The organism is Flagellimonas sp., assembly GCF_965233845.1.
Lineage (GTDB): Bacteria > Bacteroidota > Bacteroidia > Flavobacteriales > Flavobacteriaceae > Flagellimonas.
This window is the reverse complement of the sequence record NZ_OZ247584.1, coordinates 3,132,501-3,153,959: the sequence shown is the minus strand read 5'-3', so window position 1 is coordinate 3,153,959 and position 21,459 is coordinate 3,132,501. Positions and strand designations below refer to the sequence as shown.

The following is a 21,459-nucleotide window of genomic DNA, read 5'->3' as shown; positions in this document are numbered from 1 at the left end:
AGGAAGGGGGCTTATTCAATTTTCATCCTTTTTTTCAAGGCATTCATGATGAACACATTGGCTTTCCACTGATCGGCCACCGGAATTTGGGTGTAGGGAAGTGCCGGCAAGTAGGTAGGAGGGCCAAATTCCGAAGTGACAGTTACCGTGCCTTGTCCTTCGGACCAACGTTTCTGTATGATTTGCTCCCAAATATCCAGATGTCTATCCAAAGCTTTTTGCCACTCCGGTGCCTCTGGGTTGTTTACCTGTGGGCCTTCCGCATGCCCAACCCGTGCATGGATGTGGTATGATTGGTCAACGATTTCTTCCAATTCCTTGTTTTGTCCTTCCAAAAGGGATTCATGGACCACCATCCAATGGCTTATGTCCAAAGTCAATTTCAAATCTGGGATGAGCCGTACATATTTTTTGGTGTCCGGAAGGTTATAGCTAAACCGTCCACGATGGGTCTCATGATAAATGGGAATGCCGCCTTCTTCTGAAATTTTGTTCGCTACTTCAATAAAAGCCTTATTCTGCTCCATGGTAAAAAAATCGCTTCCCGTATGGCAATTGATTAAAACAGGTTTCCATTGGACCAGTACTTTGAGCTTTTCTTCAAATTGGGCCAAACTTTGTTTGAAGGGGACACCTTTATCGGTGCCATGCATCAAATTAAGAAGTAAATCGTGCTTGAGCAAGGCCGCTTTGAGCGCATTTTGACTTTCCAGGTTTGAGGGCAACCACACATCGATGCCGTCGAAACCAGATTTTTTGGCTTTATCGCAAAAAGCATCCCATGACAGCGTGTTTCCCCAATTGGTCTGAAAAAACAACAATTTTTGCTCCTGGGCATTCGAATGTCCTAAAAGAAGGATGAATAGTGCAATAAGAATGTTTTTCATAAATCTTTAAAGTTCCCTTATGGTTTTGGGTGGTTTAAGCTAAAATATCTTTGATGACAACTCCTTCCACATCGGTCAATCTAAAATTCCTGCCTTGGAATTCGAAGGTGAACTCTTCATGATCAAAACCCAATAAATGCAAGATAGTGGCATGTACATCATGAACGGATACTTGCCCCTCAATTCCTAAAAACCCTATGTCATCGGTTTTGCCAAAGCAGGCTCCTTTTTTTATGCCTCCACCTGCCATCCACATGGTAAACGCATCCCCATGATGGTCCCTGCCCTTAAACCCCATTTCCTTGTTGCCCCTATTTTCTTGCATCGGTGTGCGCCCAAACTCGCCACCCCAGACCACCAAAGTTTCGTCAAGCAGCCCTCTTTGCTTTAGATCCAATAGCAAAGCCGTAATGGGACGGTCTATTTCGCGGCATTTGTTTCGCAAACCAAGGTCAACAGCAGTGCTGTGATCTGTGCCATGGCTGTCCCAACCCCAATCAAACAACTGCACAAAACGAACACCATCCTCGACTAATTTTCGAGCTAACAGGCAGTTGTTGGCAAAAGATTCCTTGCCAGGTTCCACCCCGTACATTTCCTTGATGTTCTCTGGCTCGGTTTCAATATTCATAACCTCCGGAACGGCAATTTGCATGCGATAGGCCATTTCATATTGATTGATGCGTGCCAGTATTTCGGGGTCGGCATATTTGGTGTACTCTTCCTTGTTGATTTTGTTGATGGCCTCAATGGTGCTTTTTTTCAAATCACGAGAGAGTCCTTTGGGATCGTCAATATAGAGAACAGGGTCTCCTTCAGATCGGCACTGCACGCCCTGATACACCGAAGGCAAAAATCCACTTCCCCAAACACTCTTGCCAGCATCTGGAGTATTTCCGCCGGAGGTCAAGACCACAAAGCCCGGTAAATTTTGATTTTCAGACCCCAAACCATACGTGGCCCAAGCTCCAATACTAGGTCTTCCCAACCGGGGACTTCCTGTATGCATGAACAATTGGGCAGGGCCATGGTTGAACTGATCCGTGTGTACAGCTTTTAGAAAAGCTACTTCATCTATGACCTTTTTAAAATGAGGCAAGTAATTGGACACCCAATTTCCTGATTCACCCTCTTGTGAAAATTCGGCCTGAGGCCCCAGCAATCTTGGAGTTCCCTTAATGAATGCGAATTTTTTCCCTTGCAATAGGGATTCCGGACATTCTTGATTGTTCAAGGTATGGAGTACAGGTTTGTAATCGAACATCTCCAATTGGGAGGGAGAACCAGCCATATGAAGATAAATGACAGACTTCACTTTGGGAGTGTATGGAGGGGGTAGCGTAGCCAGCGGATTTAAATCCCGTTCCGAAAAAGTGACCTTTTGCTTTTTAGTTTTTGGTTGTAAAGGGTCACAACCTAAAAAGATGGAACCTAGTGCCAACCCTCCAAGTCCGGTTGCGCATTCCTTAATAAAATGCCTTCGGGTTTTGGCTTGGGCATCCCGCATTAATTTCTCTCGAATAAGTCGCTCTATTGGATCCATGTCAGGCCTTGGTCAAAAATTCATCCAGGTTCATAATTGCATTGGCAACCACTGTTAAAGCAGCCAGTTCAGCCGTTGGGCTCTCATCAAAATGTAAAAATTGGAGTAAGCTGTCCCTGTCGTTTTCAAAAGCCTTCAGTGATGAGCTATAGAGTTCCCTCAGTGCTTCCAATTTTTCTGTGGTTATTTTGGACAGGGTAGCCTTTTCATACCCAAGAGAAAGCTGTTCCCCAACCTCATCAAAAGTTTGCATGGCTTTTGCCAGATGGTACGAAGCCTCCAGGTAAACAGGGTCGTTCAATGTGACCAATGCTTGTAATGGTGTATTGGTAACTGTCCTTCTAATGGTACAAACTTCCCGGCTACCTGCATCAAAAGTGATAAAAGAAGGATACGGACTGGTTCTCTTCAAATAGGTGTACACAGCCCTCCTATAGCGATCGTCATCCTTGCTTTCCACCCATTTCTCGCCGCTATATACCGTTTGCCAAACACCTTCCGGTTGTGGTGGCATCACCCCTGGGCCATACATTTTGCGACTCAACAAACCGGAAACGGCCAATGCCTGATCTCTAATTTGCTCGGCACTTAGGCGCTGCCTGGGACCCCTGGCGTAAAGTTCATTTTCTGGATCTTGCTGATAGGTTTCTGGGGTTAATTCTGATTTTTGGCGATAGGTCCCGGATAAAACAATGTCTTTTACAAGAGATTTTATGCTCCATTGATGTTCGTTCATAAACCGCAACGCCAGCCAGTCCAACAACTCTGGATGTGATGGGAAATCGGATTGTGATCCAATGTCCTCGATTGCGGTAACAAGACCTCGCCCAAAGATTTGATGCCAAACCCGGTTTACCAGGGTTCTGGCCGTCAGGGGGTTCTTTTTGCTGACCAGCCATTTGGAAAAGCCCAATCGATCCTTGGGCCAGTCGTCATTCCACGAATTCAGTGTCAAAGGCGTGGAAGGTTTTACCGTATCTGTCTGAAGCAACCAATTGCCCCGTTCAAAAACTTGGGTGGTCCTGGCCATATAGTCCGGACTTTCTGCCGTAATGGGCAGTGTTTGGGTTTTGAAGTTGATTGCTTGGTCAAAAGTATTTTGAATTTGGGAAAAGCCGGGTTGATCTCCTCCAGGAAGATCTGGCAAAAATCCAAGCCAGTAGATGTTTAATGCGTTGGTCGTTTTGGGAACTTGGGGGTTACTTATTTTGATGTGAATGTTGATCAACCCGTCCACACTTTGGATAGGGATTCTTTTGGTGATGGGTTTCTTGGTCTTATTTAGGACGTATTGAGACAGGATTTCGCCTTCTGCGTTATCTTTTCGAATAGTGACAGAGGTACCGTTGTAATTGGAATAATGATTAAGGTAGAAAGATGTTGCACCGTGGGTCCACACATTCTCCAATCTACAAGAGCCTTTGTCCCAGAGCACAGCGGACGCATGGTCGTCATAAGAACCATTTACAAAATCCTGCAAGGCATGGGATTTATAGACCGGCTCCCCATACCTTAGGAAGTTCTTGTAAGCCTTGGCTGTATTTTGATCACCGTACTTGGAAACCCAAGCGTTCAGTTGATCCACGGACTCCTGTTGATCGGCGGAATAAAAACGTAAAACCGGGGCTTCGTCTGGAGTGTCCTCATCCCTGGTATTGTTGAAAAAAGCCATGAGGTTGTAATAGTCCTTTTGCTTAAAGGGGTCGTAGGGGTGCCCGTGGCATTGCACACAGCCCATGGTGGTGCTCTGCCAGACATCAAAAGTGGTATTTACCCTGTCCATGATTGCGGCAACCCGAAACTCCTCATCATCGGTTCCCCCTTCATCATTGTTCATGGTGTTACGATGGAAGGCCGTGGCTATCAATTGATCCATGGTTGGGTCGGGCAACAAATCGCCCGCCAATTGCTCCATAGTGAATTGATCATAGGGCATGTCCTTGTTCAATGCCTTGATGACCCAATCCCTGTATTGCCACATACTTCTGCCCAAGTCTTTTTCATAGCCTTTCGTGTCTGCATAGCGGGCCATGTCCAGCCACCAGCTGGCCCATTTTTCACCATAGGAAGATTGTGCCAAGAGACTGTCCACCATGCCTTCATAAGATAAACTTCCTGAATCAAGTTTTTGCAATAGGGAAGGGTTGGGCGGCAATCCCGTAATGTCCAAGGCCACTCTTCGTGCCAGTATTTGGTTAGCTGCTGGAGGACTTGGGTCAATTTCTTCTTTGTTTAATCGCCGGAAAATGAATTGATCTATACCATTTTTGATGAAGGATTTATTTTCACTGGAAAACCCAGCTTCCTCGGTAATTTTTGGAACTTCAACTTTTTCAGGAAGGGTGTAGGCCCAATGTTCCCCCCACTTGGCACCTTGGTTTATCCAGCGGGTCAATAATGCGATTTCTTCGTCAGACAGCTTGGGTTTTTCGTAAGGCATCCGAAGTTCAGGGTCTTCTTCCTTCAAACGCTTTATGAACTCGCTTCCGGAAGCATTCCCTGGAATAATGGCAGGTTTGCCCGATTCTGTGTTTGCAAAAGCCTCTTCTTCAAACAAGAGGCTGAATCCACCATTTTTTTTGACCCCACCGTGGCAGGTAATGCAATGTTTATTGAGGATGGGCTTTATTTGGGCACTGAAATCCACTTCTTCCGAAGGTTTGAGCAAATTCCACAATAAAACCAATGAAAATAACCCCAATGCTACCACTATGCCGGATGTTACCTTTTTGCCCATTTTTATGTTCAGAATACGTTAAACGCTGTGAATCATAAAAATAGAAAATTTCCAAAATGATCTAGCTATTCTTCGCCGAACGACTTTTGAACGATGCTGAACAATGGTTCTGGGAAGAAGCACGTTCTTGTATGGGACAATCCGGGTTACTTTAGGGAAGCAAAAAGTCCATCATTGGTTTTTTGCACCTCAAAAAGCCCAAGTTTTGCCAAATTTTTGGTGCTCTTATCCCATTTTTTACCACTGAGTGCAGCTTTTTCCTTGAGATCGGCCAAAGGCATTTCTCCTATGGGCTTAAGAATATCCATTATGATTTTTTCCTCTTCGGTAAGTTCCACTTGCTTCTTCTCGGGACGCATTTGCGGGAAGAACAACACCTCTTGAATGGACGAATTATTGGTCATCAGCATGACCAAGCGATCAATGCCGATACCAATTCCAGAAGTTGGGGGCATGCCATATTCCAGGGCACGCAAAAAATCCTGGTCAATGAACATGGCCTCATCATCTCCTTTTTCGGAAAGTTTGAGTTGCTCTTCAAAACGTTCCCGTTGATCAATGGGATCGTTCAACTCGGAATAGGCATTGGCCAATTCTTTCCCATTCACCATCAACTCAAAGCGTTCAGTAAGCGCAGGATTGTCACGGTGCTCTTTTGTCAACGGACTCATCTCTTTGGGGTAATCGGTTATAAAAGTGGGCTGCACATAGTGGTGTTCGCACTTCTCCCCAAAAATCTCATCAATAAGTTTACCAACGCCCATGGTTTCATCCACTTCAATATCGAGTTTTTGGGCCACTTCCCTAAGCTGGGTCTCATCCATACCTGCCACATCATGACCTGTATGTATTTTAATAGCTTCCAAAATAGGCACACGGGCATAAGGCGCCTTGAACTCAATTTCATTATCCCCTACAGTGACCTTGGTGCTTCCATTGGCATCCAGGGCAATTTTCTCCAACAACTGTTCGGTGGTTTCCATCATCCAATTATAATCCTTATAAGCTACATAGAGCTCCATTACGGTAAACTCTGGATTATGGGTGCGATCCATCCCCTCGTTTCTAAAATCCTTGGAGAATTCGTATACTCCATCAAAACCTCCTACGATAAGCCTTTTAAGATAAAGCTCATTGGCAATCCTGAGGTACAACGGAATGTTCAAAGCATTGTGATGCGTCAAAAAGGGACGCGCCGCGGCCCCTCCGGGAATCGGTTGCAAAATGGGAGTTTCCACTTCCAAATATCCCCTGTCATTGTAGAATTCACGGATGCTGTTGGTGATTTTGGTTCGCTTTATAAAGGTTTCCTTTACGGATGGATTCACCACCAAATCCACATATCGCTGACGATAGCGAAGTTCGGGATCATTGAATTCATCAAATACTTTTCCATCTGCATCCACTTTGGGCAATGGCAATGGCCGAAGGGCCTTGCTCAATAAGCTGAAATTTTTGACCATTACCGTCTTTTCACCTACTTGGGTGGTAAACAGTTCGCCTTCAATGCCGATAATGTCACCAATATCCAATAGTTTTTTATAGACCTCATTGTAGTGCATTTTGTCATCTCCAGGGCAAATTTCATCTCGATTGAAATAAACCTGGATACGACCCTCGCTATCTTGCAACTCGGCAAAAGAGGCTTTTCCTTGGATTCGTCTTGACATCAGTCTTCCAGAAACCACCACCTTCTTTCCTTCCTCAAAATCGTCTTTGATGCTTTTGGATGTGGCATCAACTGGATAAAGTGCGGCTGGGTATGGGTTGATTCCCAACTTCCTTAGCTTTGATAATTTTTCCCTTCGAACGATTTCCTGCTCCGATAGTTGCATAGGCTATAAAAAAATTAAAGCGCAAAATTACACTTTTGCGCTTTAATCGAAAAGAATTCTCCGATGCACTGCAGCGGGATTTCCTTTGGAATGTTTATCCCACAATTTCTTACCTCGTCCCGCTTATTGTGGCATAATTTGGGGTGTAGGGTTGGCCACTTAGAATTTGGGCCATGTCTTCTTCCAAAGATTCAATAGGACTTTCCACGATTCGGTTGACCTCTTTTCCATTTTTATAGAAGAGCATGGTTGGTACCCTGATAATGTTCAAACCCCTTTCTTCTCCTGTGGGACTGGTTTTTACTTTCCCCTTTCTACGGTCCAAGGCCACAATATCCATATTTTTCATGGGGAAGCCTGCTGTTTCAAGGATTTTTAGAAAACGGGGTACCTCCCTTTTGCTGTCTCCGCACCAGGTGCCCAAAAACAGTTTAAGGTGACAATCCTGCAAAGAAGTTTTAAAAAGCTCCACTAGGGTGCTATCCACAACATAGGATTCATGCCCGGATTGGAACCAGTCCTTATAGGGTTGGGTTTGCAGCCCTTCCACATTGATTTTGCCCAATAAAAAGGGCTTTCCATTTTCCAATTGAACTTCTTGGTTATAGGTTTGGGAGTTCAATACTCCAACACAAAACCACAGAAGCGCTAAGAATGTACGTTTCATGATTTTCGGATTTAAAGTTGCTCCGAAAATGGGCTAAATACTGCTTGGGACTTATGTGAAAGGGTTGGAATTGGGGTCTAGACCCTGGGTGGATTTTTACTTTTTGAATCGGGCAACAACTTCCTGTCTGGAGGATACATCCAACTTTTTATAGAGATTGTTGATGTGGGTTTTGATCGTGCTCAGGCTTACAAACATTTCGGCTGCAATCTCTTTGTTGCTTCGGTCGTTGAGGATGTATTGCACTATTTTTTGTTCTTGGGAAGTGAGTTTTTGAAACAGTTGCTGTTTTTGCTTTTTGGTTTTGGATCGGTTTCGAAACACCAGATAGAAATTGAGTCCCAGGGAAAGCACCAGTAAGCCTATTAAGACCCATTTCCAACTCCACGTATCACCATTACGGAAAGAGACCAAATGTTGATCCGAGACGATTTCAGCTTCATACTCCTGGGTAAAGCCTGCGGTTGGATAGCTGTTCCTCAATCTAGTTAACAAATCGGCATAGTAATCATTGCGAGAAATGTCCAACAGGTAATGGTTGTAGGTTTCATTTCTTTTGTCCGAAAGGAAATCATAGATATAAAGTTCGGCTAGCGGCTCTTCGACAGATTGTCCAAAATCTTGGAGCTTGGCAAACCATTTATCGGAGTTTAGCTTTTGGTTGGCCTCGCTCCTGAATTCCATGAAATCGAAAACCATCTCCTCCTTTAAGGCTTCAATATCGAGTATTAATGATGATTTGGGGTTGGTGGAATTCACCGTGCAAAGGGTTTGATCTCCAAAAGATGTGGGAAAATGTAAGGTATCCCTGTTGTTTGCAATAAACAGAACACTTTGACTGCTATTGCAATGTCCTAAAAAGTGCTGCGCATTGACATTTTCAGCGCATCCGTCCAAATGAATTCGGTATATCCTATTTTCATTCAGCAGCTTGTTGCCCTCAAAGCTAAATTGGCCCAATGAGTCCACAACTACCTTTCTGATGATCTGCTCCAAATACACCCGGGAGGATTTGCGATAATCTTCCACCAAGGACAAATACACCATGTTACCGGCATTTTCTTTGGATAGTTCCCCAGAAAAACGGTATTGTCCCATAACAGCAAAGCTGCTCAACAAAAAAACTAAAAATGCAAAAGCACGCATACAAGACTAATGGAAACTAAAAATAGTGGTTTTGTGTAACAAAATAGGCAAATAAGCTACCTATAAGTATCATCAATCATTAATTAAGATCATGAGTTTCTGGCGTGTTTTATTGGCTATAATTTTCCCCCCTTTGTCAGTTATCGGAAAAGGTTGTGGGTCTTTTGTTATTGTATTACTTTTAACCCTTTGCGGCTGGGTTCCTGGAGTTATTGGGGCACTGGTCATCCTAAATAACACGAACTAAAATCACTTCCATGAAAAAAATCCAGTTTTGGGCCTGTGCTATTGTACTTGCCTTGATCTCCTCTTGTAATTTTACCGAAGAAATTTTTTTGAACGAAGACGGAACGGGCAAGCTGTCCATCAATTTTGATGGCTCCGAACTTATGGAAATGGCCGGGGAGGAAATGAAAAAATCCAATGAAAAACCTGTGGATTCCTTGATTTCCTTTAAGGACTTGTTGGAAGAAAAGAAGGACAGCATATCACAATTATCACCTGAGGAACAGGCAAAACTGAAGAAATTGGAGCCTTTTAAAATGCACATGGTCATGAACCCGGACGAAAAGGTGATGAAATTTGATCTTTTCAGTGAATTCAAAAAAATAGAGGAAGTCAATGACGCATTCAATGCCTTCCAAGGGGCCAGTTCCTTTGGTCCGGGCAGTGGACAGGAGCAACCTGGAGGTTTAGGCTCCGAGGAACCTACCACTGAGGTATCTTATTCCTTTGCCAAGAACACCTTTACCCGAAAGGCCAAGATTTTGGATGAGGCACTGTTCCAACAAAGTTTGGACAGTATGCAAGGAGCGGAAATGTTCCTTTCGGGATCCACCTATACCTTGAAATATCATTTCCCGCGAAGGGTTAAATCCGCCAATGTGGAGGGTGCTACTTTTAGTGCCGATGGCAAAACGCTTTTCTATGAGGTCGGATTTATGGATTTGATGAAAGATCCGTCTTCTTTGGATTTGGAAGTAGAGCTGGAGGATTAGACTGCTGTGCAGGGTGTTCGTATCTTTGCAGGATGAACAAGAAAGTTATTCTACAGGATTTGGGGCTCAAGGATTACAAGGAAACTTGGGATTATCAGGAAGCATTGTTCCAAGAAATTGTAGATCAGAAAATCCAAAATAGGAGAAACGGCACCCAAGAGCCCACCCAGAACCATTTTCTGTTTGTGGAACATCCCCATGTTTACACTCTGGGGAAAAGCGGAAATATGGACAATCTCTTGGTGGACGAGACCCAGTTGAAAGCCAAAGAGGCTTCTTTTTATAAGATCAATAGAGGAGGGGATATTACCTACCACGGACCTGGGCAGGTTGTGGGCTATCCCATTTTGGATTTGGACAACTTCTTTACAGATATCCACAAGTACCTTCGGTTTTTGGAAGAAATGGTGATTTTGACCTTGGCAGAATACGGACTAAAGTGTGAACGCTCCGAAGGAGAAACTGGGGTTTGGCTGGATGTTGGCACCCCCTTTGCCCGAAAGATTTGTGCCATGGGTGTACGTGCTAGCAGATGGGTGACCATGCACGGTTTTGCCTTGAACGTGAATACCAATTTGGGTTATTTTGACCTTATGATTCCGTGCGGGATCAAGGACAAGGCCGTTACCTCCTTAAACGTGGAGTTGGGTCAAAAAGTGGTGGATATGGATGAGGTGAAGCAAAAACTACAGTACCATTTTGTACAACTTTTTAAAGCCGAGTTGCTACAACAAAAAACCGAGGTTTAGAGCTCCTCGGTTTTCAATTCTGGCTGGGTTGATGGCAGCTTATTGCTCATAAGAGGTAAGCAAGCTAATGTTTCTTAGTTTCCCTCCTTTTTTGTTGTAGTCTTCGGTTTTGACCATACCCACATTTTCGGCCAACCACTGCTTGGTATAGCCGGTGTTTTTTATCCCCATTTTCATTTCTGTGCTGTACGCAAGGATTTTGCAGGGAAAAGTGCCCGCGGGAGTGGTAATTTCTTCTTCCCCGATCACCGTCCGGTCAACCATTCTTACGGTGGACTTCATGGCCACTGGTGCCCCTGTAACGGATATTTCCATTTCGGCATCCGGAAGAATATTGCCCACCTCCAAATTGTTGGGCAGATAAATGTTGTTGCCACTTATGTCCACTTCCATATCTCCAAACCGGTTGGTCATGGAACCCATCATGGATTTAAAATCAATGGAAACACCATCTTCTTCGCATTGCATGCCATAGGTAGAGTCGCTAATGGGAGTTCCGTTCTTGTCAAACAATTCCATGGTATAGAGCACTTTGTCCCCACCATCGTTTTTGACGGAATAGACCACTCTTCCTTGTGGTTTCATGTTGTTGTTGTACATGGAAATTTCAAATTTGGCACCATCCGAAATGGGATAGTACTTACTACAATCAGTTTGGGCCAGTGCACACTCGCCAAAAATTAGGCCCAGGAACAGTAAAAGGCTAAAAAACTTTTTCATTTTTATTGTCTGATAAATTCAACTCTTCTGTTTTGCGCTTTGCCATCTGGGCTGTTGTTGTCGGCTACCGGCTCAGATTCCCCTTTGCCATCAACTGTTAATCTATTGGTGTCAACTCCATAAACGGATACCAGGGCATTTTTTACCGATGCCGCCCTTTTTTTGGAAAGTGCCATGTTGTTTTCGTCACTTCCATCACTATCTGTATGGCCCACAATTTTTAGGTTGATGGTTCCATCTTGCTGTAGTACTTGATAAATCTGTCTAATGATACCCATGGATTCTGGTTTTATATTGGCCGATCCAGTGTCAAAGAGAATTCCGTTGGTGGAGATTTTGCCTTCGGCAATCAACTTTCGGCGTAGATCAACACCCCCCTCGGCAATTTTCAGGTTGGAAATAAAAACTTGTTCTTTCCCGTCCTTGAAATTGTTTACATGAAACTTTAAGGTACTCAAGATGGCTCCGTTTGGCACCAATTGGGGCACATCAATGTATTTTATCTCGTTCACCCAAAGTCTAAAACGCTGCTTGTTTACAGCAATGGAGATATGGGGAGTATCCAAGACCTCATCCCGAAGATCGGCCTTAACAGTGCTTCGTATTTCCCGTTTGCCATTAATTCGATTTGCAACAGTTACCCCTATGGCAGCGTATTGACAGAATGGAATTTCGGCGAAGGCAAAATTGGAGCCCATATCAAATTTTTCATCATTGCTGAGCATAATCTGTAATTGTGCTGTGGAAGACGTTTGTCTGTCCAGGCCAACCGCTGCTAAATCAAATTCAATGGTGTATTCTTCCGGCAGTTGCGGAACATTGGGGATGTAATAAATATTGTATCCCGATTTAAATCCGAACCATTTCTGTGGAGAATCTCCCAAGGTCACCACCTCTCCACCTGCATTGGTGTTCCATTTAGAGGGGAAATCCCCAATAAAATCATTCCCAAAATCATCAAAGAACAACTGCTTGTCGCCAGGGACATAATCAAACTTGCTGTAGACCTCTATGGTTTTAGGGCCAGATGAACCAGTTGGCCCTCCAGATTGCCCACCTTGGGTATTGGGCTCATTTCCAGTTGGACTGGGTGTGGTGTTTGGGCCTTGTTTGTTTCCTCCAGAGCCTGGCTCCAAAATGCTGTCCAGGACCTGATCGGTTTTTTCCGAGGTTTCTTTATCAACGCGTCGTTCTATGGTACGTTCAGCAGCTCTTTCTGCACGTTTACCAAGTTTTTTTAATAATTGGGCATTGCCGCTAAGACAAAACCCAAATACGAGGACAAAACCCAATAGGATTTTGCCAGGGGATGAGGTTTTCATTGCTATAGTGTTTTGATAGTGTGTCTCTTAAGTTAAAAAATCCACTAGAAAACTACAAAAGTTATCCCCGCAAATAAGAACAAGATGTGTGATCTGTTCCAACTTATGTATAAGCTGCAATTGAGGGCTTTAATTGATCCTATAGACAATGATGGAATTTTCTTGATCCTTGGCCACGAGCTCCAACCGCTTGTCGTTGTCCATATCCACCATATCAATGAGGGAGTTTCCAAAAACAGGGAAGTTGGGAATGGATTTTGCCTGGCTGTCAAAAAGATAGATTTTTTGACTTTGGATGTCGGTTACACTCACATAAATCTTGTCATAGATGTAGAAGATCTTCGGTTGGGTATATACCCCAAGCTCCAACTCCACCTTTTTTCCTTTAATTGTAAGTACGTTATCATCCATGAACACCAGGGTTTTACTGGTGGTGTACATTCCGTGGTCTGGACTAAGATTAAAATTGGTGCTGGTGAGTTTGCCCCGGGCATCTATTTGGTGAAGTACTCCTTTTTTATTGGTGACGGAAAACTTATTCTTATATAGAAAGACACCGTTGTTGGAGAAATCGATTTTTTCGGGCACTTTGATGCGGTCTCCCCCAGATCGGTGAAGGATTTTTAGCGTTTTGTCCTCCAATTGAAATACGAGATAGTCCTTATTCCCCATTCTAAAATGGCTGGGTGCAGATAAAATGGGACTTTGAGCCCGGGTATAGGTGAAGCCATCCACAATTTTACCCCGATTGTTGTACATAAAAACCTTTTCACCTTGGGTGACCACGAAGCGATAGTCCTTCCGTCCTTCATAGTCAAAAACGGCAAGCGGGTTCAAATTTCCTCCCTCGTATTTCATTTTGAAAGGAGGTACGTCTTCCCCATTTCGATCTACGATCATAAACTCGTTGCTGGTGCAAAATGCCAACTGCAACCTACCATTTTTGTAGATGTCCACTTGATGGATCTTGCCTTGGATTCTTCCCTCCAACTGCTTTTTCCAAAGTACTTTCCCATCTGTGGAAATAAGGTGCAATATGTTATTTTGATCCTGTACCACAACTTCTTGTTTGTTGGTACGATGGTTTTTCACAAACTGTGGGTTTATGGCCAAATCGGTATCAAGTTCCAAAGTGAACAGGGGCGTGACAGATTTTGAAGTAACGGTTTTGGCAATCTTACCAATACTAATGTTGGCATGGGAAAATCCATTGTCCGATACAAACTGGGCTGCAAAAGTATGATCCTTAAAGTTGGATGCCTTGAAGGCATCACTCATTGCTGGCACCAAATCCTTTTCGGCAAAGTAATCCACTCCGGAGGCATTGGAGACAAACAGAATGCTGGATTCGTTGGCCAGGGTTTCGGCAGCGGTCTTAAATGCATCTGTATTGCCAAAAGTGGCACTGCTTTTATAATTGCTCAATACGGTTTGCAGTGCTTCCTTTTTCTCAGAAAAGACAAAAGTATTCTCGAGAATGGTGCAAAAATTGGATTCAAACCCAGTCAATAAAGGATTAAATCCTTCGGTTAAGAAATCCTTGGACTTTAAGGACAGAATCTCACTCCCTTGATAATTGGAAGTGCCAGATTTATCATTGTTTAGAAATTCAGAAATACTTTCTGTGCCGAAAGAATTGAGAAGTACAACCTTGTCATCGTTTACCCGGATAATGCCCAGTTCCTCAATGGTATTGAACAGCGAATCGGCGGGCTTCACCCTATTTAAATACTCATTCTGATTTTTAGCAAAGACGGAATAGTCATCAAAAGTGTAGGAAACCAAGGCTTGGGTGTTTTGCGGAGCAAAAAGCTGGGCCTTATTGGCCAATGGACTGGTACCTTTAAATAAATTGATGAAATTTTTTGTGGAATCGGAAGCCAATGCAACACCGCTTAGACTAATTTGATCCGAGTTGGCTGAAAAATCCAGGGACAACCAATCCGAAAAGGACTGTGTGCGGTCTTGCCCCTCCTTGATCTGGGCTGAGGGCATTGAGGAGGGTTCATCCAAATGAACAAAAAATGTTGCGGATTTGGATGGGGCCGATGCGCTGTACAATCGTTTAAGCAACCCGCTTGCGGTATTGGGATTTGGGGTTCTAGCTATATTTTCAATTAGTATTTGGGAAGAGCTCAAATGCAAAACATCGTCCAGTTGAAGACTGAATATCGCTTGGTCGCCCTGTGTATATTTGGTGATGTTTTTGTTTTGATATGTCAAAGTCTCCACCGTGCGGTCACCAATGCTGTCCGCCGAAAAGCTAGTGGCATTCCGTTTCAAGGTAAAAACAAACTCGTGATTGTTCTTTCCCACTTCATAAAAGGCTGCTAAACATTCAGCGTCAGTACTAAGGTGTTGGAGCCCCTTTAGTTTCTTTTCCAAGTCGTGGTGAATGCCAAAACTCTTGGTTTTTTCCAAAAATGTACTGTTTTTCAGTTCGCTTTTAAAATTGGAGAGGTTATTGATCTTGATGATCAAACTGGCGTTGGGCAATAAATGACTCAACAAGGAATCGGTTGATTGCACTTCAGGCTTGCAGCAAAGAAGAAATGGAGCAAGCAAATAGAGTAGTGCCTTATGTTTCATTTTTGAAGTTTGGAACAAATTTAGGTTTTTAGAAGTCCAGAGTCAATTGTTCCGGAAGCTGTCTGAAGCTTTTTCTGTGGTATTTGGTGAGACCAAATTCTCTTATGGCGTCGCGGTGTTCCTTGGTAGGGTATCCTTTGTTCTTTTTCCAATTGTACATGGGGTACTCCTCATGGATTTTTGCCATAAACTCATCCCTATAGGTTTTGGCCAAAACCGAAGCGGCCGCTATGCTCATGAATTTTCCATCACCTTTGATGATGCATTCATGTCCAATTTCCAAATAAGGTTTAAACCTGTTTCCATCTACCAAAATAAAGCTGGGTGTGGTTTGCAATCCGTCAAGTGCGCGGTGCATGGCCAAAATGGAGGCGTTCAAAATATTGATGCTATCAATTTCCTCTTCAAAAACGTGACAAACCGAATAGGAAACGGCCTCACTTTCCAAAATAGGTCTCAGCTGTTCCCTTTTAAGTTCGGTAAGTTGTTTGGAATCGTTCAATATGCCATTCTGAAAATCCTCAGGCAAGATAATGGCCCCTGCGGTCACGGGCCCGGCCAGACAACCTCTGCCTGCCTCATCGGTACCGGCTTCATTTATAAATTTGTAGTGGTTTTTGAGCATGGTTAAATATGGCACTCATCATCTTGGACCGTTGAAAACTAAGAAGAAATGCCCTAAAAAAAAACCTTAGTTTTTCTACAACTAAACTTTCACATTTCTTTAGAAACAAAACATATACCTTTGCCTGACCAATAGTACGGAATGAGATTTGTATTTTTTGCCCTACTCTTTGTTGTGAATCTGTCCTTGTTTGCCCAACAGGATTCCGTTCCACCGCCAAAAAAGATTGATTCCCTGCCCACAAGCCAGGACTCCATTCCCAAAGTTCAAAAATTGGATTCTTTGACCGTTAAGTTGGACTCTGTTTCCTTGGCGAAAAAATCGGATTCAATTCCTGCGAAACTGGATTCAATTGCTAAAATGAAGGAGCTGGATTCCGTAACGGTAGCAAGAGATTCCGTAAGAAAGCCAAAGAAGTTGGATTCCTTGGCCAAAAAGAAACCGACCAAGAAAAAACCTATGCTGAATAGGCCCAGGATACCTGAATTGGTGGAGGATACGGTTCGTATTGATGATTACAAGATTATTTCCTATGCAAGGGATACGACCATTTTGGATACTACCTTGACCATAAGAAAGGAGTACAAATACAATTATCTACGAAAGGATGATTTTGAAGTAATGCCCTTTGAGAACATTGGCCGTCCATATAATGTTTTGGGAAGGACGTTCTCCAAGAATTCGTACTACCCACTTATCGGGGCCACCGCTCGCCATGCCAATTATTTTGAAGTAGAGGACATTAATTATTATCATGTCCCCACACCAATGACGGAGCTCATGTTTAAGACAACCTTGGAGCAAGGACAGCTGTTGGATGCTTTACTGGCTTTCAATCTTTCAAAACAGTTTAGCGCTTCCATAGCGTATAAAGGATTTAGGTCTTTAGGGAAATATAGGTTTGATCAAACCCAATCGGGCAACTTTAGGACTACCTTCAACTATGTGAACAAGAAGAACAATTATGCCCTTCGTGGTCATATTACGGCTCAAGATTTGGAATCTGAGGAAAATGGAGGACTATTGCTCAGAGAACAATTTGAGAGCACAGCCACCGATGATTTTTCTGATCGTTCCCGAATAGATGTTGTATACACCAATGCCAACAATAGAATTTTGGGCAAGCGGTACTATTTTGATCACCAGTGGAAACTGTTCAATGTAAAAAAGGATTCCACAAAGGGATTGCCCACCAGCTTGACTTTGGGTCATGAGTTCACTTATGAGACCAAATTTTATGATTTTACCCAATCTTCCCAGAATAGTGCTTTTGGAAGTGATCCCTTTGTTACCCCTATCGAGGACCGCGCTCGTTTAAAGACCATGTTCAATAAGGTTTCCGCGCAGTTTTCCAACCGTATCCTGGGAAAACTTACGGGAATGGTGAGCTTGTATAACTACAACTACTTTTTCAATAGCATTTTGGAAACTGATACAGGGATTATTCAAAACAAATTGGAAGGAGAGGAGATAAGTGTCGGGGGAACCTATCTCAAAGATTTGGGACGGTTAAGGTTGAGTGGTGACCTTAATTATAATATATCTGGAGAATTGGCAGGAAACGCCTTTAACGCCAGGATGGAGTATCAAATCAACGATAGCTATAAGATTAGCGGAGGAATTCATGCTTCGTCCAGAATGCCTGATTTCAATTATTTGTTGTATCAGAGCGATTATCGAAATTACAATTGGCAAAACACGGCTACGTTTGACAAACAGCAAATTCAGAACATAAGTTTTGGGATTGACTCAAAGCTTTTGGGCCATTTGGAAGCAGAGTACAGTGCCATTGATAATTATACCTATTTCCAATCTACCGCAACCCAAGAACAAATTGACAATGGGGAGGAAACCGCTTTTGTGAGGCCATTTCAAGAAGCATCTACCATAAATCATTTGCGTGTAAAATATTTTAAGGAGGTTAAATGGAGAAGGTGGGCTTTGGCCAATACGGTCTTGTATCAAAATGTAACGCAGGACAATAACGTAATTAATTTACCTCAAGTATTGACAAGGAACACCTTGTATTTCTCCAAGGATGTATTTAAAAAAGCAATGTTCTTGCAAACAGGCGTAACGTTTAAATATTTTACTTCCTATAATATGAATGCATACAATCCATTGTTAGGGGAGTTTTATATTCAAAACAATGAGGAGTTTGGAGGTTACCCGCTGCTGGACTTCTTTATTAATGCAAAAGTTAGACAAACAAGGATTTATCTGAAGGCGGAACACTTTAACACCTTGTTTACTTCGGAACCTAATTATTACTCGGCTCCAAATTACCCTTACCGTGATTTTGTAATCCGTTTTGGTTTGGTTTGGAATTTCTTTTCATAAAGTTGGAATAATTATCGGATAATTCATTGTTGAAAAACAGCGGGTTACAAAATCATTCATTTTTTTGACAAAAAATATAGCCGAAACTATTTGCTGAGTAAAAATAACCTGTTTATATTTGCACCCGCTTAGCTGATAAGGCGGGGCGTTTTTTAAAGAAGAGACGGGGTCCTTTGGGCCTGTTTTTTTCTTCTTTTTTTGAAGTTCATTTGACATATTGTATAGACAGCGTAAAAGAGAATAACGAGGAACCATTTTGATGTCAGTTACTTGGGTTGTTTGGGAGTTGAAATTATTCAACTTTTTACAATGAAGAGTTTGATCCTGGCTCAGGATGAACGCTAGCGGCAGGCCTAACACATGCAAGTCGAGGGGCAGCGGGGATTGCTTGCAATCCGCCGGCGACCGGCGCACGGGTGCGGAACGCGTATGGAACCTGCCCCTGTCAGGGGAATAGCCCAGAGAAATTTGGATTAATGCCCCATGGTATCCCACCACCGCATGGTGGAGGGATTAAAGATTTATCGGACAGGGATGGCCATGCGTACCATTAGCTTGTTGGTAAGGTAACGGCTTACCAAGGCAACGATGGTTAGGGGCCCTGAGAGGGGGATCCCCCACACTGGTACTGAGACACGGACCAGACTCCTACGGGAGGCAGCAGTGAGGAATATTGGACAATGGTCGGGAGACTGATCCAGCCATGCCGCGTGCAGGATGACTGCCCTATGGGTTGTAAACTGCTTTTATACGGGAAGAAACCTGTCCACGTGTGGACAGCTGACGGTACCGTAAGAATAAGGACCGGCTAACTCCGTGCCAGCAGCCGCGGTAATACGGAGGGTCCGAGCGTTATCCGGAATCATTGGGTTTAAAGGGTCCGTAGGCGGGCCGTTAAGTCAGGGGTGAAAGTCTGCGGCTCAACCGTAGAACTGCCTTTGATACTGGCGGTCTTGAGTCGTTGTGGGGTTGCCGGAACATGTGGTGTAGCGGTGAAATGCATAGATATCACATAGAACACCGATCGCGAAGGCAGGTAACCAACAACGTACTGACGCTGATGGACGAAAGCGTGGGTAGCGAACGGGATTAGATACCCCGGTAGTCCACGCCGTAAACGATGGATACTAGCTGTCGGGTCTTCGGACTCGGCGGCCAAGCGAAAGTGATAAGTATCCCACCTGGGGAGTACGTTCGCAAGAATGAAACTCAAAGGAATTGACGGGGGCCCGCACAAGCGGTGGAGCATGTGGTTTAATTCGATGATACGCGAGGAACCTTACCAGGGCTTAAATGTAACGGGACAGGCTTAGAGATAGGCTTTTCTTCGGACTCGTTACAAGGTGCTGCATGGTTGTCGTCAGCTCGTGCCGTGAGGTGTCAGGTTAAGTCCTATAACGAGCGCAACCCCTACCGTTAGTTGCCAGCGATTCAAGTCGGGGACTCTAACGGGACTGCCGGTGCAAACCGTGAGGAAGGTGGGGACGACGTCAAATCATCACGGCCCTTACGTCCTGGGCCACACACGTGCTACAATGGCCGGTACAGAGGGAAGCCACCCCGCAAGGGGGCGCGGATCTACAAAGCCGGTCACAGTTCGGATCGGGGTCTGCAACTCGACCCCGTGAAGCTGGAATCGCTAGTAATCGGATATCAGCCATGATCCGGTGAATACGTTCCCGGGCCTTGTACACACCGCCCGTCAAGCCATGGAAGCCGGGAGTGCCTGAAGTCCGTCACCGCGAGGAGCGGCCTAGGGCAAAATCGGTAACTAGGGCTAAGTCGTAACAAGGTAGCCGTACCGGAAGGTGCGGCTGGAACACCTCCTTTCTAGAGACTTGCCCACCGGAGCGATCCGGTAGAGGGGCAGGAAGACGACCGGACGTCCAAGTCCGCCATCGGGTGGTTTCTTGTTTCTTTTATGCTGTCTTGCAATATGCAAACATACTGGCGATTTTAGGCCAAACAGTCTCATAGCTCAGCTGGTTAGAGCGCTACACTGATAATGTAGAGGTCGGCAGTTCGAGTCTGCCTGAGACTACAAAGTTGTCGAAGAAGGACGAGAAGTCTGCCCTGAGCGCAGTCGAAGGGAGTCTGCCTGAGACTACTGTGGTCACCGGAGCCTTGTGCGAAGGGGGCCGAAGTTCATTTGAAACAGGAAATTTTAGAGGTTGAGTTATCACGTTATGGTGAGCCGTTTAGGACTGTTGACTAATAACTGTTGACTGTTCGCTGAAAATGGGGAATTAGCTCAGCTGGCTAGAGCGCCTGCCTTGCACGCAGGAGGTCACCGGTTCGACTCCGGTATTCTCCACCAAAGAGAGACTTGGCCGTTTTTTGGGGCCAGGGCGTCCCGACCGCAGCGTCGGGAAGGTCACCGGTTCGACTCCGGTATTCTCCACGGATGCCAGATCAAGTTTGGCATAAACGTTCATTGACATATTGGGACGGAGCGCGATGGGATTTTGTCCCGTTGCTGCGAAGTCGAAGAAGAAACACGAAGTAGAATAGAATATATAAGGATTACGAGGGCATTTCCCGGCTTTATGCCGGGAGGTGCGACAAGCAAGAGAAGGGCGTATGGGGGATGCCTAGGCTCCCAGAGGCGACGAAGGACGTGATAAGCTGCGAAAAGCCGCGGGGATCTGCACACGAGATTTGATCCGCGGATGTCCGAATGGGGCAACCCGGCTGGTTGAAGGCCAGTCATCCCGATTTATCGGGAAGCTAACCCGCTGAACTGAAACATCTAAGTAGGCGGAGGAAGAGAAAACAAGAGTGATTCCGTTAGTAGTGGCGAGCGAAAGCGGAGCAGCCCAAACCAATGTTGTTTCGGCAATGTTGGGGTTGTAGGACCACGATGTTCTTTGTGCGATCAACCGGAAGCAGTTGGAAAGCTGCACGAGAGGGGTGACAGTCCCGTACGGGCAAGTCGCATTAAAGATAGTGGTATCCTGAGTAGCGCGGGGCACGTGAAACCCTGTGTGAATCCGGCGGGACCATCCGCCAAGGCTAAATACTCCTGGGAGACCGATAGTGAACCAGTACCGTGAGGGAAAGGTGAAAAGAACCGTGAATAACGGAGTGAAAGAGACCCTGAAACCATACGCCTACAAGCGGTCGGAGCCCATTTATGGGTGACGGCGTGCCTTTTGCATAATGAGCCTACGAGTTACTTTTGTTAGCGAGGTTAAGCACTTCTGGTGCGCAGCCGTAGCGAAAGCGAGTCTGAACAGGGCGCTTTAGTTAGCAGTAGTAGACGCGAAACCGTGCGATCTACCCATGGGCAGGTTGAAGCTGT

General features: G+C 44.6%; 14 protein-coding genes, 2 tRNA genes, 2 rRNA genes and 1 pseudogene (1 of these 19 cut by a window edge). 9 read left to right on the top strand and 10 right to left on the bottom strand.

Annotation, left to right across the window (positions count from 1 at the left end):
- Window positions 1-11: 11 nt before the first annotated feature.
- The 6 genes from ACO6S0_RS14120 to ACO6S0_RS14095 form a co-directional block, all read right to left on the bottom strand.
- Window positions 12-887, bottom strand: a complete 876-nt coding sequence (locus tag ACO6S0_RS14120; RefSeq protein WP_422348967.1) for a sugar phosphate isomerase/epimerase family protein — start codon at window positions 885-887, stop codon at window positions 12-14.
- Between the two features lie 34 nt (window positions 888-921).
- Window positions 922-2,430 carry a DUF1501 domain-containing protein gene (locus ACO6S0_RS14115; protein WP_422348966.1) on the bottom strand — a complete coding sequence of 503 codons (1,509 nt, stop codon included), beginning with the start codon at window positions 2,428-2,430 and terminating at the stop codon, window positions 922-924.
- A gap of 1 nt (window position 2,431) precedes the next feature.
- The gene (locus tag ACO6S0_RS14110) at window positions 2,432-5,167 is read right to left on the bottom strand and encodes a PSD1 and planctomycete cytochrome C domain-containing protein (RefSeq protein WP_422348965.1); all 2,736 of its coding nucleotides are present in this window, start codon (window positions 5,165-5,167) and stop codon (window positions 2,432-2,434) included.
- 146 nt (window positions 5,168-5,313) lie between these two features.
- A complete protein-coding gene (lysS, locus tag ACO6S0_RS14105) occupies window positions 5,314-7,002 on the bottom strand; it encodes a lysine--tRNA ligase (protein ID WP_422348964.1) in 1,689 nt (562 codons plus the stop codon).
- Between the two features lie 109 nt (window positions 7,003-7,111).
- Window positions 7,112-7,669, bottom strand: coding sequence for a thioredoxin family protein (locus ACO6S0_RS14100; RefSeq protein WP_422348963.1), 558 nt, complete (start codon window positions 7,667-7,669; stop codon window positions 7,112-7,114).
- Window positions 7,670-7,765: 96 nt separating this feature from the next.
- Window positions 7,766-8,815 (bottom strand): response regulator transcription factor, encoded by a 1,050-nt coding sequence (locus ACO6S0_RS14095; RefSeq protein WP_422348962.1) that lies wholly within the window; start codon window positions 8,813-8,815, stop codon window positions 7,766-7,768.
- 91 nt (window positions 8,816-8,906) lie between these two features.
- On the opposite strand from ACO6S0_RS14095, the gene ACO6S0_RS14090 reads away from it, so the two are divergent.
- From ACO6S0_RS14090 to lipB, 3 genes are read left to right on the top strand one after another with little or no spacing between them, the layout of a single operon-like run.
- On the top strand, window positions 8,907-9,062 hold the full coding sequence (locus tag ACO6S0_RS14090) for a YqaE/Pmp3 family membrane protein (protein ID WP_116183855.1): 156 nt from the start codon (window positions 8,907-8,909) through the stop codon (window positions 9,060-9,062).
- Window positions 9,063-9,072: 10 nt separating this feature from the next.
- Window positions 9,073-9,813, top strand: a complete 741-nt coding sequence (locus tag ACO6S0_RS14085; RefSeq protein WP_422348961.1) for a hypothetical protein — start codon at window positions 9,073-9,075, stop codon at window positions 9,811-9,813.
- 32 nt (window positions 9,814-9,845) lie between these two features.
- Window positions 9,846-10,562: a lipoyl(octanoyl) transferase LipB gene (gene lipB / locus ACO6S0_RS14080; protein ID WP_422348960.1), complete on the top strand. Its 717-nt coding sequence runs from the start codon at window positions 9,846-9,848 to the stop codon at window positions 10,560-10,562.
- Between the two features lie 39 nt (window positions 10,563-10,601).
- Here the strand turns inward: lipB and ACO6S0_RS14075 are convergent, their stop codons facing one another.
- From ACO6S0_RS14075 to ACO6S0_RS14060, 4 genes are all read right to left on the bottom strand, one after another.
- Entirely contained in the window at window positions 10,602-11,282 is a 681-nt protein-coding gene (locus ACO6S0_RS14075; protein ID WP_422348959.1) for a hypothetical protein, read from the bottom strand.
- Between the two features lie 2 nt (window positions 11,283-11,284).
- Window positions 11,285-12,604 (bottom strand): OmpA family protein, encoded by a 1,320-nt coding sequence (locus ACO6S0_RS14070; RefSeq protein ID WP_422348958.1) that lies wholly within the window; start codon window positions 12,602-12,604, stop codon window positions 11,285-11,287.
- Between the two features lie 129 nt (window positions 12,605-12,733).
- Entirely contained in the window at window positions 12,734-15,193 is a 2,460-nt protein-coding gene (locus tag ACO6S0_RS14065; RefSeq protein ID WP_422348957.1) for a ribonuclease HII, read from the bottom strand.
- A gap of 28 nt (window positions 15,194-15,221) precedes the next feature.
- Window positions 15,222-15,818: a ribonuclease HII gene (locus ACO6S0_RS14060; protein WP_422348956.1), complete on the bottom strand. Its 597-nt coding sequence runs from the start codon at window positions 15,816-15,818 to the stop codon at window positions 15,222-15,224.
- A gap of 141 nt (window positions 15,819-15,959) precedes the next feature.
- On the opposite strand from ACO6S0_RS14060, the gene ACO6S0_RS14055 reads away from it, so the two are divergent.
- The 6 genes and pseudogenes from ACO6S0_RS14055 to ACO6S0_RS14030 form a co-directional block, all read left to right on the top strand.
- A complete protein-coding gene (locus ACO6S0_RS14055) occupies window positions 15,960-18,158 on the top strand; it encodes a putative porin (protein WP_422348955.1) in 2,199 nt (732 codons plus the stop codon).
- A gap of 306 nt (window positions 18,159-18,464) precedes the next feature.
- Window positions 18,465-19,988: ribosomal RNA gene (locus tag ACO6S0_RS14050) — 16S ribosomal RNA — on the top strand.
- Between the two features lie 137 nt (window positions 19,989-20,125).
- Window positions 20,126-20,199, top strand: a tRNA-Ile gene (locus tag ACO6S0_RS14045).
- A 199-nt stretch (window positions 20,200-20,398) separates the two neighbouring features.
- A tRNA-Ala gene (locus ACO6S0_RS14040) sits at window positions 20,399-20,475 on the top strand.
- Between the two features lie 4 nt (window positions 20,476-20,479).
- A pseudogene (locus tag ACO6S0_RS14035) lies at window positions 20,480-20,559 on the top strand.
- A 157-nt stretch (window positions 20,560-20,716) separates the two neighbouring features.
- Window positions 20,717-21,459, top strand: a 23S ribosomal RNA gene (locus ACO6S0_RS14030); it runs 2,102 nt beyond the window's last position.
- The 16S and 23S rRNA genes sit together here with 2 tRNA genes alongside, the layout of an rRNA operon.